Origin of the sequence: Pengzhenrongella sicca (assembly GCF_017569225.1) — a bacterium.
GTDB lineage: Bacteria > Actinomycetota > Actinomycetes > Actinomycetales > Cellulomonadaceae > Pengzhenrongella > Pengzhenrongella sicca.
The window spans coordinates 631,030-655,775 of sequence record NZ_CP071868.1; the positions used below are offsets into that span (position 1 = coordinate 631,030).

The 24,746-nt window shown below is 74.1% G+C and carries 17 protein-coding genes, 1 pseudogene and 1 riboswitch; of the genes and pseudogenes, 7 read left to right on the plus strand and 11 right to left on the minus strand.

Annotation, left to right across the window (positions count from 1 at the left end):
- Positions 1-2: 2 nt before the first annotated feature.
- Positions 3-845, minus strand: coding sequence for a formyltetrahydrofolate deformylase (gene purU / locus J4E96_RS02895; protein WP_227425643.1), 843 nt, complete (start codon positions 843-845; stop codon positions 3-5).
- A 125-nt stretch (positions 846-970) separates the two neighbouring features.
- On the opposite strand from purU, the gene J4E96_RS02900 reads away from it, so the two are divergent.
- The 4 genes from J4E96_RS02900 (at position 971) to J4E96_RS02915 (ending at position 5,856) form a co-directional block, all read left to right on the plus strand.
- Positions 971-1,543: a GNAT family N-acetyltransferase gene (locus J4E96_RS02900; RefSeq protein ID WP_227424299.1), complete on the plus strand. Its 573-nt coding sequence runs from the start codon at positions 971-973 to the stop codon at positions 1,541-1,543.
- Positions 1,530-1,617, plus strand: a riboswitch (ZMP/ZTP riboswitch). (Overlaps the previous gene by 14 nt.)
- A 74-nt stretch (positions 1,618-1,691) precedes the next feature.
- Positions 1,692-2,978 (plus strand): serine hydroxymethyltransferase, encoded by a 1,287-nt coding sequence (gene glyA, locus J4E96_RS02905; protein ID WP_227424300.1) that lies wholly within the window; start codon positions 1,692-1,694, stop codon positions 2,976-2,978.
- Positions 2,975-3,883, plus strand: a complete 909-nt coding sequence (locus J4E96_RS02910) for a bifunctional methylenetetrahydrofolate dehydrogenase/methenyltetrahydrofolate cyclohydrolase (protein ID WP_227424301.1) — start codon at positions 2,975-2,977, stop codon at positions 3,881-3,883. The genes glyA and J4E96_RS02910 overlap by 4 nt, the downstream gene beginning before the upstream one ends.
- Positions 3,884-4,050: 167 nt before the next feature.
- A complete protein-coding gene (locus tag J4E96_RS02915; protein WP_227424302.1) occupies positions 4,051-5,856 on the plus strand; it encodes a sensor domain-containing protein in 1,806 nt (601 codons plus the stop codon).
- A gap of 23 nt (positions 5,857-5,879) precedes the next feature.
- Here J4E96_RS02915 and J4E96_RS02920 read toward each other — a convergent pair whose 3' ends face one another.
- Complete coding sequence (locus tag J4E96_RS02920) at positions 5,880-7,352, minus strand: hypothetical protein (protein ID WP_227424303.1); 1,473 nt, start codon at positions 7,350-7,352, stop codon at positions 5,880-5,882.
- A 205-nt stretch (positions 7,353-7,557) separates the two neighbouring features.
- Here J4E96_RS02920 and J4E96_RS02925 point away from each other — a divergent pair, with 205 nt between their 5' ends.
- Complete coding sequence (locus J4E96_RS02925) at positions 7,558-12,525, plus strand: ExeM/NucH family extracellular endonuclease (protein WP_227424304.1); 4,968 nt, start codon at positions 7,558-7,560, stop codon at positions 12,523-12,525.
- A gap of 169 nt (positions 12,526-12,694) precedes the next feature.
- Positions 12,695-13,486, plus strand: a complete 792-nt coding sequence (locus tag J4E96_RS02930) for an exodeoxyribonuclease III (protein ID WP_227424305.1) — start codon at positions 12,695-12,697, stop codon at positions 13,484-13,486.
- A gap of 141 nt (positions 13,487-13,627) precedes the next feature.
- On the opposite strand, the gene J4E96_RS02935 is transcribed toward J4E96_RS02930, so the two are convergent.
- The 3 genes from J4E96_RS02935 to J4E96_RS02945 are packed head-to-tail and all read right to left on the minus strand — an operon-like array spanning position 13,628 to position 16,646.
- Positions 13,628-14,827: an ABC transporter permease gene (locus tag J4E96_RS02935; RefSeq protein ID WP_227424306.1), complete on the minus strand. Its 1,200-nt coding sequence runs from the start codon at positions 14,825-14,827 to the stop codon at positions 13,628-13,630.
- Positions 14,824-15,594 carry an ABC transporter ATP-binding protein gene (locus J4E96_RS02940; RefSeq protein WP_227424307.1) on the minus strand — a complete coding sequence of 257 codons (771 nt, stop codon included), beginning with the start codon at positions 15,592-15,594 and terminating at the stop codon, positions 14,824-14,826. Before J4E96_RS02940 ends, J4E96_RS02935 begins: the two co-directional genes overlap by 4 nt.
- Positions 15,594-16,646 (minus strand): efflux RND transporter periplasmic adaptor subunit, encoded by a 1,053-nt coding sequence (locus J4E96_RS02945; RefSeq protein WP_227424308.1) that lies wholly within the window; start codon positions 16,644-16,646, stop codon positions 15,594-15,596. Before J4E96_RS02945 ends, J4E96_RS02940 begins: the two co-directional genes overlap by 1 nt.
- A 165-nt stretch (positions 16,647-16,811) precedes the next feature.
- Between J4E96_RS02945 and J4E96_RS02950 the strand changes: the two genes are divergently transcribed.
- Positions 16,812-17,693, plus strand: coding sequence for a PhzF family phenazine biosynthesis isomerase (locus J4E96_RS02950; protein WP_227424309.1), 882 nt, complete (start codon positions 16,812-16,814; stop codon positions 17,691-17,693).
- Positions 17,694-17,789: 96 nt separating this feature from the next.
- On the opposite strand, the gene galK is transcribed toward J4E96_RS02950, so the two are convergent.
- The 6 genes and pseudogenes from galK to J4E96_RS02980 form a co-directional block, all read right to left on the minus strand.
- Positions 17,790-19,079: a galactokinase gene (gene galK / locus J4E96_RS02955; RefSeq protein ID WP_227424310.1), complete on the minus strand. Its 1,290-nt coding sequence runs from the start codon at positions 19,077-19,079 to the stop codon at positions 17,790-17,792.
- Positions 19,080-19,156: 77 nt separating this feature from the next.
- Positions 19,157-20,344, minus strand: a complete 1,188-nt coding sequence (gene galT, locus J4E96_RS02960) for a galactose-1-phosphate uridylyltransferase (protein WP_227424311.1) — start codon at positions 20,342-20,344, stop codon at positions 19,157-19,159.
- Entirely contained in the window at positions 20,341-21,183 is an 843-nt protein-coding gene (locus J4E96_RS02965) for a DeoR/GlpR family DNA-binding transcription regulator (RefSeq protein WP_227424312.1), read from the minus strand. Before J4E96_RS02965 ends, galT begins: the two co-directional genes overlap by 4 nt.
- 232 nt (positions 21,184-21,415) lie before the next feature.
- Positions 21,416-22,576 (minus strand): P-loop NTPase, encoded by a 1,161-nt coding sequence (locus J4E96_RS02970; protein ID WP_227424313.1) that lies wholly within the window; start codon positions 22,574-22,576, stop codon positions 21,416-21,418.
- Between the two features lie 387 nt (positions 22,577-22,963).
- Positions 22,964-23,420 (minus strand): annotated as a pseudogene (locus tag J4E96_RS20355) (DUF1003 domain-containing protein); the annotation flags it as partial.
- Complete coding sequence (locus tag J4E96_RS02980; protein WP_227424314.1) at positions 23,413-24,714, minus strand: magnesium transporter MgtE N-terminal domain-containing protein; 1,302 nt, start codon at positions 24,712-24,714, stop codon at positions 23,413-23,415. The pseudogene J4E96_RS20355 and the gene J4E96_RS02980, both read right to left, overlap by 8 nt.
- Between the last annotated feature and the right edge of the window lie 32 nt (positions 24,715-24,746).

Genomic DNA, 24,746 nt, shown 5'->3' on the forward strand with positions numbered 1-24,746 from the left:
TCCTAGCGGAAGACGATCGTGCGGTGGCCGTTGAGCAGCACGCGGTGCTCGGCGTGCCAGCGCACGGCGCGGGCCAGGGCGCGGCGCTCGACGTCCTGACCTAGGCGCATCAGGTCGTCGACATGCCGGGTGTGGTCGACGCGCTCGACGTCCTGCTCGATGATCGGGCCCTCGTCGAGCTCGGCGGTGACGTAGTGGGCGGTCGCGCCGATGAGCTTGACGCCGCGCTCGTGCGCCTGGGCGTACGGTCGCGCGCCCTTGAAGCTCGGCAGGAACGAGTGGTGGATGTTGATCGCGCGGCCGGCCAGCGCGCGGCACAGGTCGTCCGAGAGGATCTGCATGTACCGGCCGAGCACGACGAGCTCGACGTCGAGCTCGGTGACGAGCGCGAGCAGCCGCGCCTCGGCGTCGGCGCGGGTCGGGCGCGTGACGGGCACGTGGTGGAACCCGATGCCGTAGAACGCCGCGAGCTCGGCGAGCACGGTGTGGTTGGACACCACCGCGACGATGTCGATCGGCAGGCCCTCCGAGCGCTGGCGGAACGCCAGGTCGTTGAGGCAGTGCTCGGCGGTCGAGCCCATGACGAGCGTGCGCACGGGCCGGCCGACGACGTCGAGGCTCCACGTCATGGCGAACCGGGTGCCGAGCTCCGCGAGGGCGGGCTCGAGCTCGGCGCGCACCACCGTCGTCTCGACCTGCACGCGCATGAAGAACAGGCCCGAGAGCGGGTCCCCGAACTGCTGCGACTCCGTGATGTTCCCGCCGTGCTCGGCGAGCAGGCCCGCGACGGCGAGCACGATGCCGGGCCGGTCGGGGCAGGACAGGATCAGGACCCAGTGGGTCAAACCGGGAGCGATCGGCCCGGGCGGCGTCGCGGCGGCGGCGGCAACAGGAGGGACGGCGGGTACCGAAACGTGGGACACGAGACCCGAGGGTAGTCGGGCCCCCGTGGGGCTGAGACGATGGACACATGAGCACACCCGACGTCACCATCCAGGTCGTCACCGATGAGGAGGCCGGGGAGCTGCTGACGCTCCGCCGAGCCGCGTTCGTGACCGAGGCTCAGCTGTACGGCGACCCCAACATCCCGCCGCTGACCCAGACCCTGTCCGAGCTGCGCGCCGACCTCAAGGTCGAGGGCGTCCTGACCCTCGGCGCGCGCTCGGGGCACCGGCTCGTCGGCTCGATCCGGGTCGTGTTCGAGGACAAGAAGGCCACGCTGGGCCGGCTCGCGGTCGCGCCCGACCTGCAGGGCAAGGGCATCGGCACCCAGCTCCTGTTCGCGATCCTGCCGCACATGCCCGAGGGCATCGAGGAGGTCTGGGTCTTCACCGGCAAGGACTCGGTGCAGAACCTCGCGCTGTACGCGAAGAACGGCTACGAGCACCAGTACGACCGCACCGCCGGCGACCTGACCTACGCCTACCTGCGCCGCATCCTCGGCGACGGCGACGGCGACGAGGTGGCCGACGGCGACGACGGGCCGGACGACGGCGGGCTGGACGACGGCGCGACGCCCGTTGCTAGGCTGTCCCCGTCGTAACTGGCGCGGGTGGGTCACCACCGGGGAGCGACGCAGCAGCAGCAGACTTCGGGTCGTACGCCTGGGCCCCCGGTCACCCCGTGATGGCGGGTGGTGCCCGGACCGAACCCGGGATCGCCGCCGCTCGCCCCCAGCGCTGAGGAGAACCATGAGCTCCGAGAACGAGAACGTCCTCGACCAGACCCTGGCCGAGCTGGACCCCGAGATCGCCGCGGTGCTCGAGAACGAGCTCACGCGCCAGCGCGACACCCTCGAGATGATCGCGAGCGAGAACTTCGTGCCGCGCGCCGTCCTGCAGGCGCAGGGCTCGGTGCTGACGAACAAGTACGCCGAGGGCTACCCCGGCAAGCGCTACTACGGCGGCTGCGAGTACGTCGACGTCGCCGAGACCCTCGCGATCGACCGGGCCAAGGCGCTGTTCGGCGCCGAGCACGCGAACGTCCAGCCGCACTCGGGCGCGACGGCGAACGCGGCCGTGCTGCACGCCCTGATCAAGCCCGGCGACAAGATCCTCGGCCTCGAGCTCGCGCACGGCGGCCACCTCACGCACGGCATGAAGATCAACTTCTCGGGCAAGCTGTACGAGGTCGCGGCCTACGGCGTCGACCCCGACACCTTCCTCATCGACATGGACAAGGTGCGCGAGCAGGCGCTCGCGACCCGCCCCGACGTCATCATCGGCGGCTGGTCCGCGTACCCGCGGCACCTCGACTTCGCGGCGTTCCGCTCGATCGCCGACGAGGTCGGCGCGAAGCTTTGGGTCGACATGGCGCACTTCGCCGGCCTCGTCGCCGCCGGGCTGCACCCGAGCCCCGTGCCGTACTCCGACGTGGTCTCCTCGACCGTGCACAAGACGATCGGCGGCCCGCGCTCGGGCTTCATCCTGTCGAAGGCCGAGCTCGCGCGGAAGATCGACTCGGCCGTCTTCCCCGGCCAGCAGGGCGGCCCGCTCATGCATGTGATCGCGGCCAAGGCGGTCTCGTTCAAGGTCGCCGCGACCGGCGCGTTCCGCGAGCGCCAGCAGCGCACGATCGACGGCGCGCGGATCATCGCCGAGCGCCTGTCGGCCCCCGACCTCGCCGCTGCGGGCGTCTCGGTGCTCACGGGCGGCACCGACGTGCACCTCGTGCTCGTCGACCTGCGCCGGTCCCAGCTCGACGGCCAGCAGGCCGAGGACCTCCTGCACTCGGCCGGCATCACGGTCAACCGCAACGCGGTCCCGTTCGACCCGCGCCCCCCGCGCGTCACGTCCGGCCTGCGGATCGGCACGCCCGCGCTCGCCACGCGCGGGTTCGGCGACGTCGAGTTCGCCGAGGTGGCCGAGATCATCGCCGCGGCGCTCACCGCCGGCCAGGGCGCCGACATCGAGGCGCTGCGCGCGCGCGTCGCGAAGCTCACCGGCGCGTTCCCGCTCTATCCCGGCCTGCAGCAGTGAGCGATCCGGGGTCGCACCGGGCGAGCGTGCTCGACGGCGCCGCGACCGCGCGCGCGATCAAGGGCGAGCTGACCGAGCGGGTCGCGGCGCTCGCGGCCCGCGGCGTCGTGCCCGGCCTCGGGACCGTGCTCGTCGGCGCCGACCCGGGCAGCCAGGCGTACGTGCGCGGCAAGCACCGCGACTGCGCCGAGGTCGGGATCGCGTCGCTGCGCGAGGACCTGCCCGCGACCGCGTCGCAGGCCGACATCGAGGCCGCCGTCGCGCGCCTGAACGCCGACCCGGCCTGCACGGGGTTCATCGTGCAGCTGCCGCTGCCTGCCGGGATCGACACGAACCGCGTGCTCGAGCTCGTCGACCCCGCCAAGGACGCCGACGGCCTGCACCCGACCAACCTCGGCCGCCTCGTGCTGCGGGTCAACGGGCCGATCGACTCTCCGCTGCCGTGCACGCCGCGCGGCATCCTGGAGCTGCTGGTGCGGCACGGCATCTCGCTTGCCGGCCAGGACGTCGTCGTCGTCGGGCGCGGCACGACGGTGGGCCGCACGATCGGGCTGCTGCTCACGCGGCGCGAGTTCAACGCCACGGTCACGCTCACCCACACGGGCACGCACGACCTGGCCGAGCACACCCGGCACGCCGACATCATCGTCGCCGCCGCCGGCGTGCCCGGGATCATCACCGCCGACCTGGTCAAGCCGGGCGCGATCGTGCTCGACGTCGGCGTGACGCGCGTCGTGAGCCCCGGGACCGGCTCGACCACCCTCGTCGGCGACGTCGACCCGCGCGTCGCCGAGGTCGCGGGCTGGCTCTCGCCGAACCCGGGCGGCGTGGGGCCGATGACGCGCGCGATGCTGCTCGCCAACGTGGTCGAGGCAGCGGAGCGGGCGGTCATCGCCGCCGGTTGACGCGTTCCCGGGCCTCGGCGGGCGATCCGTCGGTGGTGGGCGACGGGTTTTGCTCAACTGCCCCTGTGATCGTCCGATCTGAGTCCAGGGGGGTGCGTATGCCGGAGGGACGTCGACGGGCCGCGGCTGGGCTGGGCCGTTCCGCGCGCGCGCTCCGACGCCGGGACGTGGCGGCCCTCGACGACGCCCTCGGCAAGCTCGCCGAGGCGCACGTCGAGCTCGCGGAGGCGCACATCGAGCTCGACCGCCGGCAGGGGTTCACCGAGGCGCTGCTCGAGACGATCGACGTCGGCATCGTGTCCTGCGACGCCGACGGGCTCTTCGTGCTGAGCAACCGGGCCGAGCGGGCGATGTTCGGCCTCACCACGGGGCTCGCCGGGCTGCGACCGGAGCACCTGCCGGGGCTCTTTGAGGTGCGCGACGCCGCGGGCGACCTGCTCGCCGTCGAGGAGTACCCGCTGCTGCGCGCCCTGCGCGGCGAGGACGTCGCCCAGGTGGAGGTGCTCGTCGGGCCGCCCGCCGGCCCTCTGCGCGAGGTCGTCGTACGCGGCAGCCGGATCCTCGGCCCCGACGGCGAGCTGCTCGGGGCGGTCGCCGCCCTGGCCGACGTGAGCGCCGAGCGGGTCGCGCTGCGCGCGCTCGCGCAGGAGCGCCACAACCTCGACGAGGCGCAGCGGCTCGGCCAGCTCGGCGGGTTCGAGCACGACCTCACGGAAGGGACCTGGACGTTCTCCGACCAGCTCTGCGCGCTCTGGGGATTGGCCCCCGGCCCGCTCGGGGCCGAGGCGTTCGGGGCGTTCATCGTCGCGGAGGACCTCGACAGCACGGCGCGGGCGTGGCGCGCCTCGACCGGCGTCGGCGGGAAGCACGACTTCGAGTTCCGCATCCGCCGGGCCGACGACGGCGCGGAGCGGGTCCTGCGCGCGCGGATCGAGGTGCAGCTGGACGCCGACGGCCGCCCCACCCAGATCCGCGGGACGCACCTGGACATCACCGAACTGGTCGTCGCGCAGCGCGCGACCGAGCAGGCCCACGCGTTCTCCGCCGCCATCCTCGCCGCGAGCCCGGACGACACGATCGTCACGGACCTGGCGACCGGCGCGGTCGTCTACGTCTCGCCTGGGCGGCACCTTTTGGGCCGAACCTCGGCGGAGCTCGTGGAGCTCGGCGCACGCATCGGGACGGAGATCGTGCACCCGGATGACCTGCCGCGCCTGCAGGCGCTGCGCCTCGAGGCGGCGGACTGCCCCGACGGGGGCTCGCTGCGGCTGCGCATGCGCGGCCTGCATCGCGACGGCGAGTGGCGCTGGCTGGACTACCGTGCGACGCCGTTCCGCCGGGACGGCGCCGGCCGCGTCCTCGAGGTGCTCGCCGTGATCCGGGACGTCACCGACCTCGTGCACGCCGAGGAGCAGCTCACGCACGCGGCGCTGCACGACAGCCTCACTGGCCTGCCGAACCGGGCGCTGCTGGTGGACCGGCTCGAGGCCGCGCTCGACCGCTCGCGCCGCGACGAGCGCGAGATCGCGGTCCTGTTCTGCGACCTCGACGGGTTCAAGGACGTGAACGACACCGGCGGGCACTCGGCGGGGGACGCCGTCCTGCGGGAGACCGCGCGGCGGCTGCGCGACGCCGTGCGCTCGGTCGACCTCGTCGCGCGGGTCGGAGGCGACGAGTTCGTCGTCGTCGTCGAGCCCTGGAACCGCGACGACACGAGCGAGCCGGCCGTGCCGGCGCGCACGTTCGCGGTGGCGCTCGCCGACCGGATCGTGCGGGCGCTGCGGGAACCGCTCACTGTCCGCGGCCTCGACCACGTCGTGACGGCGAGCATCGGCATCACGTACGTGAGCGTCGCCGCCGGCTCGGTCGCCGTCACGGTCGACGAGGTGCTGCACCACGCGGACGCCGCGATGTACCGGGCCAAGGTCGGGGGCAAGGACCGGTACGAGATCGTCGAGCTCGGCTCGCGGTAGGGCCGGCTACGCGGTAGGGCCGGCTACCTGCCAGCTGGGAGCGCGTTCCAGGTGCTCTCCACGAGCTCCCGGGCGGCGGCGTCGACCGCTGACTCGCGTTCGGCCCCCAGGGACGACTCGATGGACACCTGGTCGGCCGCCTCGAACGACACCCGGGTCGACGTGCGCGTGTCCTCGGTCATGGTCAGCGTGACCGTCGTGCCCGCCGCGACCATGGACTTGACCGTGCGGAGCAGGGCGTCGAGGCCGTCCGTGTCGCCGGCCTCGACCGTGAACTCCGCGGTGGGCGCGGACTCGGCCGTCCTGATCTCGAGCGGCCCGAACGCCGATGTCGCGCGGGCGAACGCGAGCGCGTCGTCGAGGTCGGCCGGCGCCGCGGCGAGCGCGAACGCGCGCTGGCCGCGCTGCGGCGTCGGCGTCTGGATCTCCACGGCGAACGCCGTCCCCGCTGGCGCCTTCGCTGGCGACTTCGCCTGCGCCTGCCCGATGGCGGCGGCGATCGACTGCGCCGTCTCCAGGTCCGCCGCGGTGTACGTGATCGAGGCGGGACGCGCCACGATCTGCTCGACGCCGTCGAGCGTGGCGGTCGCGGCGAGCAGCGCATCCGTGATCGCGGCGTTGGCGGAGGCGTCGCCGGACGAGTCGCCGGACCCGTCGTCGAACCCGCTGCGGGTCACGACGCCCCCGTTCACAGCGAGCGCGACGCCGGCGGCTCCGGGGGCACTGCGGGCGAGGGCGGTCGCGGCGGCCGCGTCGGCGTAGCGCTCGACGCGGATCGCGGCGGTGCCGGGCGCCAGCTCGGCGGCCGTCACAGTGAGCTGCGCCGCCACCGCAGAGTAGGCCGCGATCGCGCCGTCGAGGCTTCCCGCGGCCCCGTCGGCGGTGCGCGTGGAGACGGTGCGGAGGCCGTCGGCGCTCGACGCGACGACCGCGGCGTCGCGGTAGAACGGGTCGCTAGAGACGAGGTCCTGGCCCGTGCGGAGCGTCTCGAGGAACGACGTCCCCGCGGCGGCGGTGAGACCGATCGAGCCGCCGGCGTCCCGCGCGGCGTTGAGCTCGAGGCGCGCGCCGCCCAGGAGCGGGTCGTCGCGCAGCCCGGTGAACACGCGCATCTCCTCGCCGTTGGTCGCGCGGGTGTCCACGACCTCGAGCGCGAAGCCGCCGACGGCCACCGTGACGGAGGTCCAGGTCAGGGCGGTGGTCGTGTGCTCGTTCTGGTACGCGCCGATGAGGTCGACGATCTCGCCGACCCGCTCGTCGCTCGTGCCCGGCTCGAGCTCGACGGTGGCGTCCGCGGTGCCCGTGAACGGCAGCGTGTTGTTGCCTCCCGGGTCGACCGAGAGCACGCCCGGGACCTCGGCCAGCTCGGCGGAGAAGTCCGTGCCCGCCTCCGTCGCCGCATTCGCGCGGCAGGACGAGAGGGTGCCGGCCAGCAGGAGCGTCGCCACCGTCACGACGACCGCCCGCGCCACGACCTGAGATCGGATCTCGACCACCCCCTTGGGTCAGCGTGCCATGTCGTCCGCAGGTCCCCGTCGTGCCCGTTCACCCTGCAATCCAGAGGGATCTGCACAAGGATCGTTGTTGGGCCGAACTTCACCCGCTGTTTCACCCGGCGGGGCATGCTGACGCCGAACGGATTTGTGCCGCTGGCCAACCTGCGACGGTGTGCCGCCGTCGAGAAAATCGAGGGATCGACAGATGCAGGCAGTGACTGAACGTCGAGTCCGGGGGGCGGGTGCCGTGACGGCAGCCGCCCTCACCGCGCTAGCCGTGAGCCTCGCGGGGGTGGCGCCGGCTGGGGCCGCCGTCTCGCCCACGAGCCAGGTCGTGATCAACGAGGTCTACGGCGGCGGCGGCAACTCGGGAGCGACGTTCCGCAGCGACTTCATCGAGCTCGCCAACACCGGGACGACGGCGGTCGACGTGTCCGGCTGGTCCGTCCAGTACGGCTCCGCCGCGGGCACGTCCTGGGCCACGACCCCGCTCACAGGCTCGATCCCGGCCGGCGCGACCTACCTCGTCCAGCAGGCCACCGGGGCCGGCGGCACCGTCGACCTCCCCGCGCCGGACGCGACGGGCACCCTCGCGATGAGCGGCACCGCCGGCAAGGTCGCGCTCTCGTCCAGCGCGTCCGCCCTCACGTGCGCCACGACGGCGTGCGCCACGGCCGCCGACGTCGTCGACCTCGTCGGCTACGGCGCCACCGCCACGGCCTTCGCGGGGACCGGGCCCGCCCCGGCGCCCAGCAACACGAACTCGATCTCCCGCACGGCGTTCGCGAACACCGCGAACAACGCCGCCGACTTCCTCGCCGGCGCCCCGACCCCGCAGCCGTCCGGCGCGACCGGCGAGGAGCCCGGCGACCCCGTCGCGGCGACCATCCTCGAGATCCAGGGCCCGGGCGCCACCAGCCCGCTCGCCGGCCAGGCCGTGATCACCACTGGCGTCGTCACTGCGGCCTACCCGACCGGCGGGTACTTCGGGTTCGCGATCCAGACCCCCGGCTCGGGCGGCGACACGGACCTCGCGGCCCGGACGTCGTCGGACGGCCTGTTCGTCTACCAGGCCAGCGGCGGCGCACCCACCGTCGCGATCGGCGACCACGTGCAGGTCACCGGCACCGTCAGCGAGTTCGCCGGCCTCACCGAGCTCACGGTCGCCGACGCCACCGGGTACGAGGTGCTGCCCGACGCGGCGGCGCCGGTCGCACCCGTGACCGTCGCGTGGCCCGCGACCGACGCCGACCGCGAGAAGCTCGAGTCCATGCTGTTCGCCCCCACCGGCGCGTACACGGTGACCGACACCTACTCCACCAACCAGTACGGCGAGGTCGGCCTCGCGTTCGGCGACACGCCGCTCGTGCAGCCGACCGAGGTCGGCGCGCCCGGCTCGGCCGAGGCCGCGGCGACGGCCGAGAGCAACGCCGCGCGCGGCGTCGTCCTCGACGACGGCGCCTCGACGAACTTCCTCAGCGCCGCGAACACCGGCCAGACGCCGCCGTACGTGTCCCTGACGAACCCCGTCCGGGTCGGCGCGGCGGCGCAGTTCTCCCGCCCCGTCGTCGTCGACTACCGCAACGACACCTGGAAGCTGAACCCGACCGCGCAGGTCACGTCCGCCACGGCCGACGCGGACCGCGTGACGTTCAAGAACACCCGGACCGACGCCCCCGACGCCACGGCGCTCGCGGGCGCGGACCTCACCGTCGCGTCGTTCAACGTGCTCAACTACTTCACCACCCTCGGGGCCGACGTCGCGGGCTGCACCCCGTACGCCGACCGCGCGGGCACCGGCATCACCGTGCGCGAGTGCCCGGGCAACGGCCCGCGCGGCGCGTGGGACGGCGCGAGCCTGCAGCGCCAGCAGGACAAGATCGTCACGGCGATCAACGCGACCGAGGCCGACGTCGTCGGCCTGATGGAGATCGAGAACTCCGCGGCCGTCGACGGCGTCGCGAGCACCGACGAGGCGCTCGCGGCCCTGACCGACGCCCTCAACGCCGCGGCCGGCGCGGGCACCTGGGCCTTCGTGCCGTCGTCGGCCGACCTGCCGGACCCGGCCGAGCAGGACGTCATCACCAACGCGCTGATCTACCGCCCCGCGGCGGTCGAGCGCGTCGGTGCCTCCCGCGCGCTGGGCGACCAGAGCGGCGACGGCCAGGCGTTCGTGAACGCGCGCGAGCCGATCGGCCAGGCGTTCGCGCCGGTCGGCGGCGGCGAGGCGTTCTTCGTCGCGGTCAACCACTTCAAGTCCAAGGGCTCGGCCGGCCCGCTCCCGGGCGACGCCGACGCGGGCGACGGGCAGGGCGCGTCCAACGCGTCCCGCGTCGCGCAGGCCACGGCGGTGCGCGACTGGGTCCCGACGGTGCTCGACGACTACGCCGACCCGATCGAGGACGTCGCGCTGCTCGGCGACTTCAACTCCTACACGCAGGAGGACCCGCTGCAGGTGCTCTACGCCGCCGGGTACACCGACGCGGGGAGCGCGTTCGCCGCGGGCCAGTACTCGTACAGCTTCTCGGGCCAGTCCGGGTCGCTCGACCACGTGCTGCTCAACGAGGGCTTCCGGGCGCGCGCCACGGGCGCGGACATCTGGGAGATCAACTCGCCCGAGTCGGTCGCGCTCGAGTACAGCCGGTACAACGCGCACGGCACGCTGTTCTACGACACGTCCGCCTACCGCTCCTCCGACCACGACCCGGTCGTCGTCGGCTTCGCGGCCACCGAGACCGTCGCGGTGAACCTGCTCAACATCAACGACTTCCACGGCCGGATCGACGCGAACACCGTGAAGTTCGCGGGCACGGTCGAGCAGCTGCGGGCCGCCGGCGGCGAGGACAGCACGCTGTTCCTGTCGGCGGGGGACAACATCGGCGCGTCGCTGTTCGCGTCGTCGTCCCAGCAGGACCAGCCGACCATCGACGTGCTGAACGAGCTCGAGCTGGCGGCCTCCGCCGTCGGCAACCACGAGTTCGACCAGGGCTACGCCGACCTCACCGACCGGGTGATCGCCGGCGGCACCAACGCGACCTGGGACTACCTGGGCGCGAACGTGTACACGGCGGGCACCACGACGCCGGCGCTCGACGAGTACGCGCTGTTCGAGGTGAGTGGCCTCACGGTCGGCGTGATCGGGACGGTCACCGAGGAGACGCCCTCGCTGGTCTCGCCCGGCGGCATCTCCACCCTGGACTTCGGTGACCCCGTCGAGGCCGTCAACCGCGTCGCCGCCCAGCTCAGCGACGGCGACCCGGCCAACGGCGAGGCGGACGTGCTCGTCGCCGAGTATCACGAGGGCGCCTCCGCCGGCACGCCGGACGGGGCGACGCTCGAGCAGGAGATCGCCGCGGGCGGCGCGTTCGCCGAGATCGTCACCGAGACCGCGCCGGAGGTCGACGCGATCTTCACCGGCCACACGCACAAGCAGTACGCGTGGTCGGCGCCCGTCCCGGGGGTCGAGGGTGCCACCCGGCCGATCCTGCAGACCGGCAACTACGGCGAGTTCATCGGCCAGATCGTGCTCTCGGTGGACGCCGAGACCGGCGAGGTGACCGCCCACACGGAGCAGAACGTGGCCCGCACGACGGTCGCCGACGCCGACCTGGTCGCCGCCTACCCGCGCGTCGCCGCGGTCAAGTCCACGGTCGACGCCGCGCTCGCGGCCGCCGCTGTGATCGGCAACCAGCCGGTCGGGGCGGTCACCGCCGACATCACGACGGCGTTCGCCGGCACCCCGCCGGTGCGTGACGACCGGTCGTCCGAGTCGACCCTCGGGAACCTCGTGGCGAACTCGCTGCGGGAGTCCCTGGCCGACGACGCCCGCGGCGGCGCCGAGATCGGCGTCGTCAACCCGGGCGGGCTGCGGAGCGACCTGCTCTACGCCCCCGACGGCGTCGTGACGTACGCCGAGGCCAACGCCGTGCTGCCGTTCGTGAACAACCTCTGGACCACGAGCCTGACCGGCGCGCAGTTCAAGGTGCTGCTCGAGCAGCAGTGGCAGCGCGACGCGTCGGGCAACGTCCCGACCCGGCCCTACCTGCAGCTCGGCCTGTCGGACAACGTCTCGTACACCTACGACGCCACGCTTGCCGAGGGCAGCCGGATCACCAGCATCTCGGTGGACGGCGCGCCGATCGACCCGGCGGCCGCCTACCGGGTCGGGACGTTCAGCTTCCTGGCCCAGGGCGGGGACAACTTCCGGGTCTTCACCGAGGGCACCGACACCCGGGACTCCGGCCTGATCGACCGGGACGCGTGGATCGACTACCTCGGCGCGAACAACCCGGTCAGCCCGAGCTTCGCGCGGCACGCGGTCGCGGTCGCGGGTCTGCCGGCCGAGGCCGAGCAGGGTGCGCAGGTCGCGGTCGAGGTCTCGAAGCTCGACCTGACCTCGCTGGGCAGCCCGGCGAACACGACGCTCACCGCGACGTGGGAGGGCAGCGCCGCCGCCCCGGTGGAGTTCGGTGTCACGGCCGGCGCGGCGTCGGTCGCGGTCGCGGTCCCGGCCGACATCTCGGGTGCGGCGACGCTCGTGCTGGTCGCGGCGCCGTCGGGCACGACCGTGCGGCTGCCGATCACGGTCACCGACTCGGTCGCGACGACGACGACGGCGCTCGCGCTCTCGACGACGTCGGCCACCTACGGATCGGCGGTCACCGCGACGGCGACCGTCACGGGGGCCACGACCGGGCAGGTGACGTTCAGCTGGGACGGGACGAGCCGGACTGTGGAGCTCGTCGGGGGCGTGGCGACCACCACGCTGCCGGCCACGCTCGCCGTCGGCAGCTACCAGGTGGTGGCGGCGTTCCTCGGGACGGCCGACGCCGCGCCGAGCACGTCCGCCCCGGCGACCCTGACCGTCGCGGGCCGGGCCTCGACGACTGACGTGACCGTCGTGCCCGGCACGACGTTCCAGGGCCTGCCGACGCTCGTGCTCGCGTCGGTGCGGTCCGCCGGCCGGGCCGCGCAGGGCCAGGTGCAGGTGCAGGTCGACGGGAACGTCGTCGCGACCCGCTCGTTGGCGCTGGGGCTGACCGCCGTGGTGCTGCCGGGCAACCTGGCGGTGGGCACCCACCGGGTCACGGTGAGCTACCTCGGCAACGCGACCACCGCGCCGTCGTCGGACACGGCGACGCTGACGGTCAAGAAGTGGTGGTGGCAGCGCTGACGTCGCGGCGGCTGAGCCGCCGCGCGTGAGGTGATCCGCAGCGCCCCGTAGACCGCAGCGCCCGCAGTCCGTGGTGGCCCCCCGAGGGCCCCCGGCTGCGGGCGCTGTGGCGTGTGGCGGGCCTGTGGCGTGTGGCGGGCCTGTGGGTGGGGTGGGGGAGGATGTGCCGGTGCTGACCATCGCGACCGCCAACGTCAACGGGATTCGGGCTGCCTTCAAGCGGGGGATGGGCGGGTGGCTCGACGACCGCAAGCCCGACGTGCTGCTGCTGCAGGAGGTCCGGGCGCCCGACGCGCTGCTCGCCGACTTCTTCCCGGCGGGCTGGCACCTCGCGCACTCCGAAGCCGAGGCCAAGGGCCGCGCCGGCGTCGGGATCGCGTCGCGGCTGCCCATGAGCGCGATCCGGATCGGGCTCGGCCAGGGCGTGCCCACCAACACGGGCCGCTGGGTCGAGGCCGACCTCGAGCTGCCCGAGGGCGGCGCGCTCACCGTCGTGTCGGCCTACCTGCACTCGGGCACCGTCGGCACGCCCTCGATGGACGAGAAGTACGCGTTCCTCGACCTGGTCTCGGCGCGCCTGGCGGAGCTGACCGCGGGCGGCGGGCGCGTCGTCGTCGGCGGCGACCTCAACATCGCGCACGCCGCGGTGGACATCAAGAACTGGAAGGGCAACCTCAAGGCCGCGGGCTTCCTGCCGGCCGAGCGCGCCTACCTCGACCGCTGGTTCGGCGCGGGCTGGCGCGACCTGGGCCGCGAGCTCGGCGGCGACGGCCCCGGCCCGTACACGTGGTGGTCGTGGCGCGGCAAGGCGTTCGACAACGACTCCGGCTGGCGCATCGACTACCAGCTCGCGACGGCCGCGCTCGCGGACGCCGCGCGCACCGCGACCGTCGACCGCGCGCCGGCCTACGACCAGCGCTGGAGCGACCACGCACCGCTGGTGGTCGAGTACGACCTGTAGCTCGGGCACCTAGTAGGTCGGACACCTCGCTCCCCGAGGATCCGCCGCGAGGTAGTCCATCCGCCGCGAGGTAGTCCTTCCTGAAGGACTACCTCACCGCAGCTGGACTACCTCACGCCCCGGCGCGTCGGTCGGGCCGGGCTAGTAGCGGATCGCGTCGATGACCTTGACGCGGACCGCGACCGTCGCCGGGATCAGGCCGGCCAGCGCACCGACGGCGGTCGCGCACGCCATCCCGATCAGCGCCGCCGACGTCGGGAACGGCGGGATGTCGTCGAGCGCGACGCCGAACACCTGCTCGATCGGGATGTTCTTGATGATGACGATCGCCGCCATGACCCCGACCACGCCGGCGACGGCGGTCGCGACCACCGACTCCATGAGCACGCCGAAGAAGATCCGGCCCGACGTCGCGCCGAAGCTGCGGCGGATCCCGATCTCGCGGATGCGGTACCGCACGGTCACGAGCGCGATGTTGACCAGCCCTAGGCCGCCGAGCAGGAGCGCGACGCCGCCGATGCCGGTGATGACCCAGCGGACGCCGCCCTCGAGGGCAGCGAAGCCGCCGCCCTGCGGGTACACGTCCGTCTGCGTGCCGGGCAGCGCCGCGCCGAGGTCGCGCACGATCGACGCCGAGAGCTCGTCGGCGAGCGCGGGCGGCACCCACAGGCTCAGGCTCGGCACCACGGGGCCGTACATCGGGTCCGGCGTGGCCCAGCGCGCGAAGTGGTCGTACAGCAGGAAGGTGGTCGGCGGCTCGTCGTCGTACCGGTCGGCCACGACGCCGATGATCGTGCTGCGCACGGGCGTCTGCCCGCCGAGCATGATCGTCGGGTGCGAGCTCAGGTCGCTGACGCCGAGCTGCGCGAGGAACGCCTCGTTCACCACGAGCGCGGGGGCGAGGCGGTCGGCGTCGGCCGCGACGAAGAAGGCGCCGTGCACCGGCTGGATCCGGCGCATCAGCCCGTAGTCGGGGTCGACGACCTGCGCCTGGACGCTGACCGCGCCCGTCGGGAAGCGGAACGTCAGCTGCGTGTACAGCTCGCGGGTGGCGTACTCGATGCCGTACCGCTCGACCACCCGCGCGAACTCCGTCTCGTACTGCGCCGACGTCGGCGCCGTCGACCCCATCGGGTACGCCGAGACGCTGAGCGTGGTGTCGCGGCCGCCGTCGCGCTCGGCCTGCTCGGTGAGCACCTGGCTCATCATCTGCGCCGCGGCGGTGATGCCGGTGATCGCGCAGACCGCCACGGCGACCCCGATGAGCGCGAGCAGCACGCGCAGCTTGTGGATCCGCAGCTCGTCCCAGGCCTCGACGACGGCGCCGACGAGGCCGGTCACGCTCGCGCCTCGCCGGCCGAAGGGGGCACCGCGGACGAGACCGGCAGGTCGCCGATCCACTCGGTGACCTGCCCCGGCGCGTTCAGCACGATGGGCACGAGCACGCCGCCCGCCAGGCGGTAGTGCCGCTGCGCACGCGCGGCGACGGCGAGGTCGTGGGTGATCGCGATGAGGGCGGCGCCGGTGTCCGACGCGATCTCGTCGAGCAGCGTCATGACCTCGCCGCCGGTCTCGACGTCGAGCGCCCCCGTCGGCTCGTCGGCGAGGATCACGCGCGGGCGGCGCACGAGCGCGCGCGCGATCGCGACCCGCTGCTGCTCGCCGCCGGAGAGCTTCTCGGGCATCGTCTCCAGGCGGTCGCCGAGGCCGACGCGCTCGAGCATCTGCGCCGCCAGGGTGAACCGCCGCCAGAACGCGCGCCCGCGCGCGTACATCAGCGGGGCGGCGACGTTCTCGAGCGCGGTGCGCCCGGCGAGGAGGTTGAACTGCTGGAACACGAACCCGAAGTCGTCGCCCCGGCGGCGGGCGCGGTTGCGGTTCGACAGCCGCCCGATCGGGGTGCCGTCAAGCACGTACTCGCCCGACGTCGGCGCGTCGAGCAGGCCGAGGATGTTCAGCAGCGTCGACTTGCCCGTCCCCGAGCGGCCGACGACGGCGACGTGCTCGCCCGCGTCGACCGACAGGGTCACCCCCTGCAGGATCGCGAGGATGCGGTCGTCCGGCAGTCGGACCGAGCGCGTCACGTCGGTCAGCTCGAGCAGCGCCATCAGCCGCCGGCCCCGGACAGCATCGCGGTCCCACCGGCCGCGCCGGACCCGTCGACGCCCGCGACGTCGCCGATCGGGATGAACTCGAGGATCTGGTCGCCCGCGACGAGCCCGGACGTGATCTGGACGACCTGGCCGTCGGTCAGGCCCAGGCCGACCGCGCGCTGCTCCTGCGTGCCGTCCGGCAGCACGACCCACACGTTGCCGGTCTGGACCGAGCCCTGGACGGCGGACACCGGCACGACGACCGCGCCCTCGGCGGAGCCGTTCGTGATGGACAGGTCGGCGCCGAGGCCCGCGAACGCCGTGATGCCCGTCGGGACGGCGCACGAGACCGAGCCCGAGGCCGCCTGCAGCGGCTGGCCCGTCGCGGGGTCGATCCCCGTCTCGCCCGCCCCGTCGCCGTCGCCCGCGGGGGCGGCGCCGATCCGCAGCCCGGTGCAGGTGAACGGCGCCGGGCCGCCCTTGAGCGTCACCTGCGCCTCGGTCGGGGCGGTGAGCAGGCGGTACTGCTGGTCGGGGGTCAGCGTGCCGGAGACCGACAGGGTCCCGGGCGAGATCGCGCCGATCGAGTCGCCGACGGCGACTACCTGGTCCTTGAGCGCGGTGAGGGTGGCGGCGCCGGCCGTCGGCGCCGTGACCTTCTCCCGCTTGATCGTGGGCTTGTTCTCGCGGACCGTCTGCTCCCCGGTCTCGGGGTTCGTCGTCACGGTGGGCTCGACCGGGGTCTCGAGCGTGATCTCCAGGAGCGCGGCGCCGGCGTCGACGTGCGCGCCGGCCGCGACGATGACCTTCGTGACCGTGCCGGCCATGGTCGCGCGCACCGTCACGGCCGGGTCGGCGACGACGGAGCCCGTGACGGTGACCGTGTTGGTGATCGAGCCGGTGGACGCGGCGACCTGCGGTTCCACGATCTCCGCCGACGGCGACAGCGGGCTCTCCCCGCCCGTGATGGTCTGGCCGGCGAACGCGATCTTCACCAGCGCGGCCGCGATCACGGCCCACAGGATCAGCCGGAGCACGGGGAAGATGATCCTGCGGGTGACGCCCACGTCGTGGCTCCTCGGGTCGCGGCGGCGCGCGGGCCCGGCTGAGCGCGCACTGTGTGAACTCAAGGTACGGGCGCCGGGATGCTCCGCGTAGCGCTTTCGACCCCGCAACGCCATCATCGGGGGGCAGGCGCTCGCCGGCAGCCGAGGTAGTTCCGGGAGGCACAGATGGACGACGCCGCGGTGCTGCGCTACGCCGCCTTCACCGACCACGGCCACGGCGGCAACCCCGCCGGCGTCGTGCTCGACGCCGCGGGCCTCGACGACGCCGCGCGGCTGGCCGTCGCCGCGCGGGTCGGGTACTCCGAGACGGCGTTCGTCGAGCCCGACGGCGCCGTCGGCACCTACCGGCTGCGGTACTTCAGCTCGCTCGCGGAGGTCGCGTTCTGCGGGCACGCGACGATCGCCACAGCCGTCGCGATCGCGCAGCGCGACGGCGTCGGCCCGCTCACGTTCGAGACGCTGGCGGGTCCCGTGCCGGTGCGGACCGAGGTCGGCGCCCGGGGCGAGGTGTCCGCGACCCTGACGAGCGTGCCCACCCGGACCCGCGCCGTCGGCCCCGACGAGCTCAGCGCGGCGCTCGCGGCGCTGCGCTGGCGCCCCGAGCAGCTCGACCCGCGGTACCCGGCCCACGTCGCGAACGCGGGCAACGACCACCTCGTGCTCGCGGTCCGGGACCGGTCCGTGCTGGCCGGCCTCGACTACGACTACCTGGCGCTCGACATGCTGATGGCCGCGCGCGGGTGGACGACGGCGCACCTGGTCTGGGCCGAGAGCCCGACGGCGTTCCACGCGCGCGACCCGTTCCCGCCCGGCGGCGTCGTCGAGGACCCGGCGACCGGCGCGGCGGCCGCGGCGTTCGGGGGCTACCTGCGCGACCTGGGGCTGGTCGAGCTGCCCGCCCGGATCACGATCTGGCAGGGCGCCGACATGGGCCGCCCGAGCCGCCTGGACGTCGACGTCGCGGCGGGCGACCCCCGCGTCCGGGTTACGGGCACGGCGTCGGCGCTGGCCGCGCCGGACGGATCGCTGCTGCGGCCGCCGAGGTAGTCCATTCGCGCCGAGGTAGTGCCTCAGCAGGCACTACCTCACCGCAGATGGACTACCTCACCGCGATTGGACTACTTCGCCGCGAGAACCCGCCGGTCAGGCCGTGCGGGCGGCCGGGGCCGAGGCGGCCGCGACCAGGAACGCCGGCGGGGTCAGGCCCTGGGCCGCGAACGCCGCGGCGACGGCGGCGGCGACCGCGTCGACGCGCGCGCGCTCGACCAGCGCGATCGCCGACCCGCCGAACCCGCCGCCCGTCATCCGGGCGCCGAGCGCGCCGGCGGCCCGGGCGGCCTCGACGGCGAGGTCGAGCTCGAGGCAGCTGACCTCGTAGTCGTCGCGCAGCGAGGCGTGCGAGGCGTCCAGGATCGGCCCGATCTCGCGCGCGCGGCCAGCGTCGAGCAGCCCGACGAGCTCGCGCACGCGCGCGATCTCCGTGACCACGTGCCGCACCCGTCGCCGCATCGTCTCGACGTCCTGAGTCTCGATGTCCTGCGTGCCGGCGTCGTCGGGCGCCAGGCGGGCGAGCGTCGCCTCGAGCGTGCCGGGGTCGATCTCGCGCAGCGTGCCCAGCTCGAGCTGCGCCGCCGCGGCGTCGCACGTCGTGCGCCGCGCCGCGTACTGCCCGTCCGCGAGCTGGTGCTCGGCGCGAGTGTCCACGACCAGCAGTGCGAGGCCGTCGGTCGCCAGGTCGAACGGGATGTGCCGGACGGAGCCGTCGAGGCAGTCGAGCAGCAGGGCGTGCCCGGCCTGCGCGCGCAGCGACGACGACTGGTCCATGCCGCCGGTCGCGGCGCCCGCGATCTCGTTCTCGGCGCGGATGCAGGCGTCCGCGAGCTGGGTGCGCCCGGCGTCGTCGGCCCCGAGCCCGAGGTCGAACAGGCCGTCGAGCGCGACGGCGACGGCGCATTCGAGCGCGGCCGACGACGACAGGCCCGAGCCGTAGGGCACGCACGAGTCGACGACCGCGTCGACGCCGCCGACGGCGTGCCCCGCGCGCGCGAGCGCCCACGCCACGCCGGCGGCGTACGCGGGCCAGCCGGAGACCGTGCCGGGGGAGACCTCCGTGAGTCGGGCGCTCCACAGCCCCGCGGCCGCCTCCTGCGCCGAGGCGAGGTTCACGACGGCGTCGCTGAGCGTCTCGCTGGTCGCGCGCGCGGCGACGTACGTGCGATGCAGCAGGTTGATCGGCAGGCACAGCCCGCCGTTGTAGTCGGTGTGCTCGCCGATGAGGTTCACGCGGCCGGGGGCGGACCAGACGCCGTCGGGCTCCGCGTCGAACCGGGCCCGGAACGCGGCGGTGGCGCGCTCGGCGCCCTCGCTCGCATCCCAGGCGCGGACCCAGGCCGGGCCGACGGCGTCGTCGGCGGGCGTCGTCGGCGCGCTCACTGCGCCACCGCCCGTCGGCGCGCTCACTGCGCCACCGCTCGTCGGCGTGCCCACCGCGCCACCGCTCGTCGGCGCGCTCACTGCGCCACCGCCTGCAGGCGCGCCGCGATGCGCTCGGGCGTGGTGTCGCTGATCCAGGCGGCCATCCCGGACTCGACGCCGGCGAGGTACTTGAGCTTGCCGGGCGCGCGGAGCACCGAGAACACCTGCAGGTGCAGGCGGGACAGCTCGCGGCCGTCGCCCACGGGCGCCTGGTGCCAGCCGGCGATGTACGGCAGCGTGATCGGCTCGCCCGCGGGGCCCTCGAAGAACCGGTCGAGCATCGCGAGCAGGCGCAGGTACACGGTCGCGAGGTCGGCGCGCTCGGCGTCGGTCAGCGCGGGCAGGTCGGGCACGTCGCGCCGCGGCGCGAGGTGCACCTCGACGGGCCAGCGCGCGGCGAACGGCACGTACGCGACCCAGTGCTCGGACTCGAGCACGATGCGGGTGCCCGCGCGCAGCTCGGCGTCCAGGATGTCGCGCCCGAGCAGGCCGCCGGTGCGCTCGTGGTGCGCGCGCGCCTGCGCGAGCAGCGCCTGCGTGCGCGGCGTGAGGTACGGGAACGCGTAGATCTGCCCGTGCGGGTGGTGCAGCGTGACCCCGATCTCCTTGCCGCGGTTCTCGAAGCAGAACACCTGCTCGATGCCCGGCAGGGCGCCGAGCGCCGCGGTGCGGTCGGCCCACGCCTCGATGATCGTGCGCATGCGCTTGGGCCCGACGGACGCGAGCGACGCCGTCGAGTCCGAGCTGAAGCAGATGACCTCGCAGCGGCCGTTCGCGGGCCGCACCGGGAAGAGCTCCTCGCCGTCGCCGTGGGCGAGGGCGTCGCCCGCGTCGGGCACGGTCAGCAGCGACGGGAACCGGTTCTCGAAGACGACGACGTCGTAGTCCTCGGCCGGGATCTCGCCGTCGGAGTACGCGGCGCCCGGCTTGGCGGGGGCCAGCGGGTTCGAGTCCGCCGGCGGCAGGAACGTGCGGTTCATCCGGTGCGACGCCATCGGGATCCAGTCGCCCGTGAGCGGGTCGCGGCGCAGCTCGGGGCTCGCGGCCGGGCGCGCGACGCCGTCGTCGCCGACGACGGGCGTGAACCGGTTGGGCAGCGGCCGCGGGTCGTCGAGCCGGCGGGTCGCGGCCCCCGACACGTAGGGCTCGGAGTCGTCGAAGTAGATCAGCTCGCGCCCGTCGGCCAGGGTGGTCGGCGTGCGTCGGACGGCAGCGGTGCTCACGATGCTCCTCGTTCGGTGGTGGGGGACTGCGGCGGTGGGGTCTGGGGGGAGGCGGTGGCCGGCGCGAGCAGGAGCTGGCCGACGGCGGAGGCGGCCGCGGCGCACGCCTCGGTGGCCAGCCCCTCGTCGCTGATCAGCAGGTCGACGGCGTCGAGCGCGGCGATCCGGGCGAGCCCGACGACGCCCCACTTGCTGTGGTCGGCGAGCACGACGACGTCGCTCGCGCAGCGCAGCAGGGCGCGGTCCGTCTGCGCCTCGAGCAGGTTGGGCGTGGTCAGGCCGTCCGGCCCGAGCCCGTGCACGCCGAGGAAGGTGCGGTCGACGCGAAGCTGGCCGAGGGCGGCGTCGGCGATGGGCCCGACGAGCGCGTCCGACGGCGTGCGCACCCCGCCGGTGAGCACGACGTCCAGCGCCGAGCCCGGCCGGCGCGACGCGAGGTGCAGCGTGTCGGCGACCGGCAGCGAGTTGGTCACGACGGTGAGCGGCCGCAGCGCCGGGTCGGCGGCGATGAGCTCCGCGAGCAGGTGCGCGGTGCTCCCGGCGGACAGCGCGATCGAGGAGCCGGGCGAGATCCAGGCCAGCGCGGCGCGCGCGATCGCGAGCTTCTGGGTCGCGGCGAGGGTGCGCTTGACCGCGAAGTCGAGCTCGTGGGCGGTGTGGTGGGCGTCGACGGCGCCGCCGTGCACCCGCCGCACGACGCCGAGCCGCGCGAGCTCGGCGATGTCGCGCCGGATCGTCATGTCCGAGACGTCGAGCTCGACGACGAGGTCGGCGACCCGGACCGCCCCCCGCGCGCGCACGTCCGCCAGGATCCGGTCCTGTCGTTGACTCGCGAGCATGTCAACAGTATTCCCCACAACTGAACATTTTCAAACACCGCCGAAGCTCCTCCGGGGAGGCTGCTCGCGCGCGGGGGAGGTTGCTCGCGCGCGCGAGCTCGAGGTAGTCCATCCGCGGCGAGATCGTCCGCCTCAAGGGACTACCTCGCCACGGATGGACTACCTCGGCGCACGGGGACTACCTGGGCGCACCGCGTACCGCCTGCGGGCCGCACGCAAATGGCGCTGTGGGCTACCTGCCGACGGGGGACAGCCCCAGCGAGCGGCCCGCCAGGCCGCGCGAGCGCGCCGCGAGGCTGCGGGCGACGGTGCGCAACGCGACCGCGGCCGGCGACTCGGGGTCGGACAGCACGATCGGCCTGCCGGCGTCGCCGGCCTCGCGCAGCCGGACGTCGAGCGGCACCTGCGCGAGCAGGGGCACGCGCGCGCCGAGGATCTCAGTCAGGCTCGCGGCCACCGCCTCGCCGCCGCCCGCGCCGAAGATCTCCAGGCGCGAGCCGTCGGGCTGCTCGAGCCAGGCCATGTTCTCGATGACGCCGACGACGTGCTGCCGGGTCTGCACGGCCACGGAACCGGCGCGCTCGGCGACCTCGGACGCGGCGAGCTGCGGCGTCGTGACCACGATGAGCTCGGAGGCCGGCAGCAGCTGCGCGACCGAGATCGCGATGTCGCCCGTGCCGGGCGGCAGGTCGAGCAGCAGCACGTCGAGGTCGCCCCAGAACACGTCGGCCAGGAACTGCTGGAGCGCGCGGTGCAGCATCGGCCCGCGCCACACGACGGGCTGGCCCGCCGGCACGAACATGCCGATCGAGATCACCTTGATGTCGTGCGCGATGGGCGGCAGGATCATGTCGTCCACGCGGGTCGGGGTCATCGACACCCCGAGCATCCGCGGGATCGAGAAGCCGTAGACGTCGGCGTCGAGCACGCCGACCCGCAGGCCGTCGGCGGCCATGGCCGCGGCGAGGTTCGCGGTCACCGACGACTTGCCGACGCCGCCCTTGCCCGAGGCGATCGCGTAGATCTTGGTCAGCGACTCGGGCTTGCTGAACGGGATGACTGGCTCGGCGACGCCGCCGCGCAGGGTCTCGCGCAGCGCCGCGCGCTGCTCGGCGCTCATCACGCCCATCTGCACCAGCACGCTCGTCACGCCGTCGAGCGGGGAGACGGCGGCGGTGATGTCCCGCGTCAGGGTGTCCTTGAGCGGGCAGCCCTGCGTCGTGAGGTCGAGCCCGACGGTCACGAGCGTCCCGCCGGCGCCGTCAGGGCCGACGTCGACCGACCGCACCATCCCGAGCTCGGTGATCGGGCGCCGGATCTCCGGGTCCTGGACGGTTCCCAGCGCCGTGCGGACGGCGGCGGTCAGGGCGGTGGGATCGGCAACGAGAGGCATGACCCAATCGTAGTTCGCGCCCGCCCGGGCTCCGCTGGCGTCAGCTGTCGGGGCCGTCCGCGACCGCCGCGGCGGCGGGCGTCGTGGGGGTCGGGGGAACCGGCGGGGCCGCGGGATCCGTCGCAGGCGGATCGGCCACGGGCCTCTCGGTCGCGGGCGGATCAATCGCGGGCGGATCGGCCGCGGGCGGAGCGGTCACGGCGTCGGTCGCCAGCGCGGTCTCGATCGCGGCCGTCGCCTCGACGGCGGCGGCTCCAGCCTTCTTGCGCTCGTCCTTGCGGGCCCGGTCCCCGCGGCGGGCCCGGTCGTCCTTGCGCCCCCGGCCGTCGCGCCGGCCGCGGTCCTCGCGGCGGTGCGGCCCGGCGTCGTCGCCGTCCCCGTCGGGCGTGAGCTCCTCGAGCAGGTTGCGCAGCTCGGAGCGTAGGAAGTCGCGCGTGGCGACCTCGCCGAGCGCGATGCGCAGCCCGGCCATCTCGCGCGCGAGGTACTCGGTGTCGGCGAGGTTGCGCTCGGCTTGCTGGCGGTCCTGCTCGATCGCGACGCGGTCGCGGTCGGCCTGCCGGTTCTGGGCGAGCAGGATCAGCGGCGCCGCGTACGAGGCCTGCACCGAGAAGAAGAGGTTGAGCAGGATGAACGGGTACGGGTCCCAGCCCAGGCCCCACAGCGCGAGCGAGTTGATCGTCACCCAGACGACCACGAACCCGCTCATGTACATCAGGAACCGGCCGGTGCCCATGAACCGGGCGAAGGCCTCGGCGATGCGGCCGACGGCGTCGGGGTCGCGCCGCAGTCGCGGCACCCACGAGCGACGCGACTCCTTGGGCGTGTCGAGGCGCTCAGCCACGGCCGTCACCCGATCCGGCGGAGCCGAGGTGCACGACCTCGTCGTCGTCGTCGTCCGTCTCGCGCCAGTCCTCGGGCAGCAGGTGGTCGAGGACGTCGTCGATGCTCACCGCGCCGAGCAGCCGCCGCTCGGAGTCCACGACCGGCAGCGCGAGCAGGTTGTACGTCGCGAGCAGCCGGGTGACCTGCAGCAGCGGTGCGTCGGCGGTGACCGCGTCGATGTCGGAGTCGACGAGCGTGCCGATCGACTCGTGCGGCGCCTCGCGCAGCATCGCCTGCAGGTGCACGACGCCGAGGAAGCGCCCGGTGGGCGTCTCGGCCGGGGGCCGGGTCACGAACACCATCGAGGCGAGCGCGGGCGTGAGGTCCTGGCGGCGCACGTGCGCGAGCGCCGCGGCGATCGAGGTCTCCGGCGGCAGCACGACAGGCTCGGTGGTCATCAGGCCACCCGCGGTGTTCTCCTCGTACGCGAGCAGGCGGCGCACGTCGCGCGCATCCTCGGGCTCCATGAGGCTCAGCAGCTCGGCCGCGTCCGCCTGGGTGAGCTCGCCGAGCAGGTCGGCGGCGTCGTCGGGCTGCATGGCCTCGAGCACGTCGGCGGCGCGGCCGCGCTCGAGCCCGGACAGGATCGCGACCTGGTCGTCCTCGGGCAGCTCCTCGAGCACGTCCGCGAGGCGCTCGTCGTCGAGCGCGGCGGCGACCTCGAGCCGCCGGCTCGACGTGAGGTCGTGCAGCATGTCGGCGAGGTCGGCCGGCTTGAGGTCCTCGTAGGCCGCGAGCAGGAGCGCCGCGCCCTGGGCGGCGGGGCCGTGCGCGAGGCCCTTGACCTCGTCGACGGCGACGACGAGCGTCACGCCGCGCCGGCGCAGCAGCGTGCCGCGGTTCGCGGCCTGCCGGCGCACGAACAGCTGGGTCACGATCCAGTCGCCGGAGCGCTGCTGCTCCATCGCGAGGTCCTCGATGACGGCGGCGCCGGAGCCGTCCACGAACTCGACGGCCCGGTCGAGCAGCTCGCTCACGGCGAGGGTCTCGGCGGCCCGCTGCTGGAAGCGGCGCATGTTGAGCAGCCCGGTGGCGATCACCTGGCCGACGTCGATGCTCGTGACGCGGGTCAGCGGCAGGAACACACGGCGCCGCCCGGGCACCTCGACGACGAGGCCGACGGCGCGGGGTCTGCCCGTCGCGCGCACCAGCAGGACGACGTCGCGGACCCGACCAACCTGATCGCCGAGGGGGTCGAAGACCATCGTCCCGGCCAGGCGCGCGATGAAGACGCGGTTCCCAGGGCTGCTCACGCGGTCAGCCTAATGCCCGGCCACCCGCCACC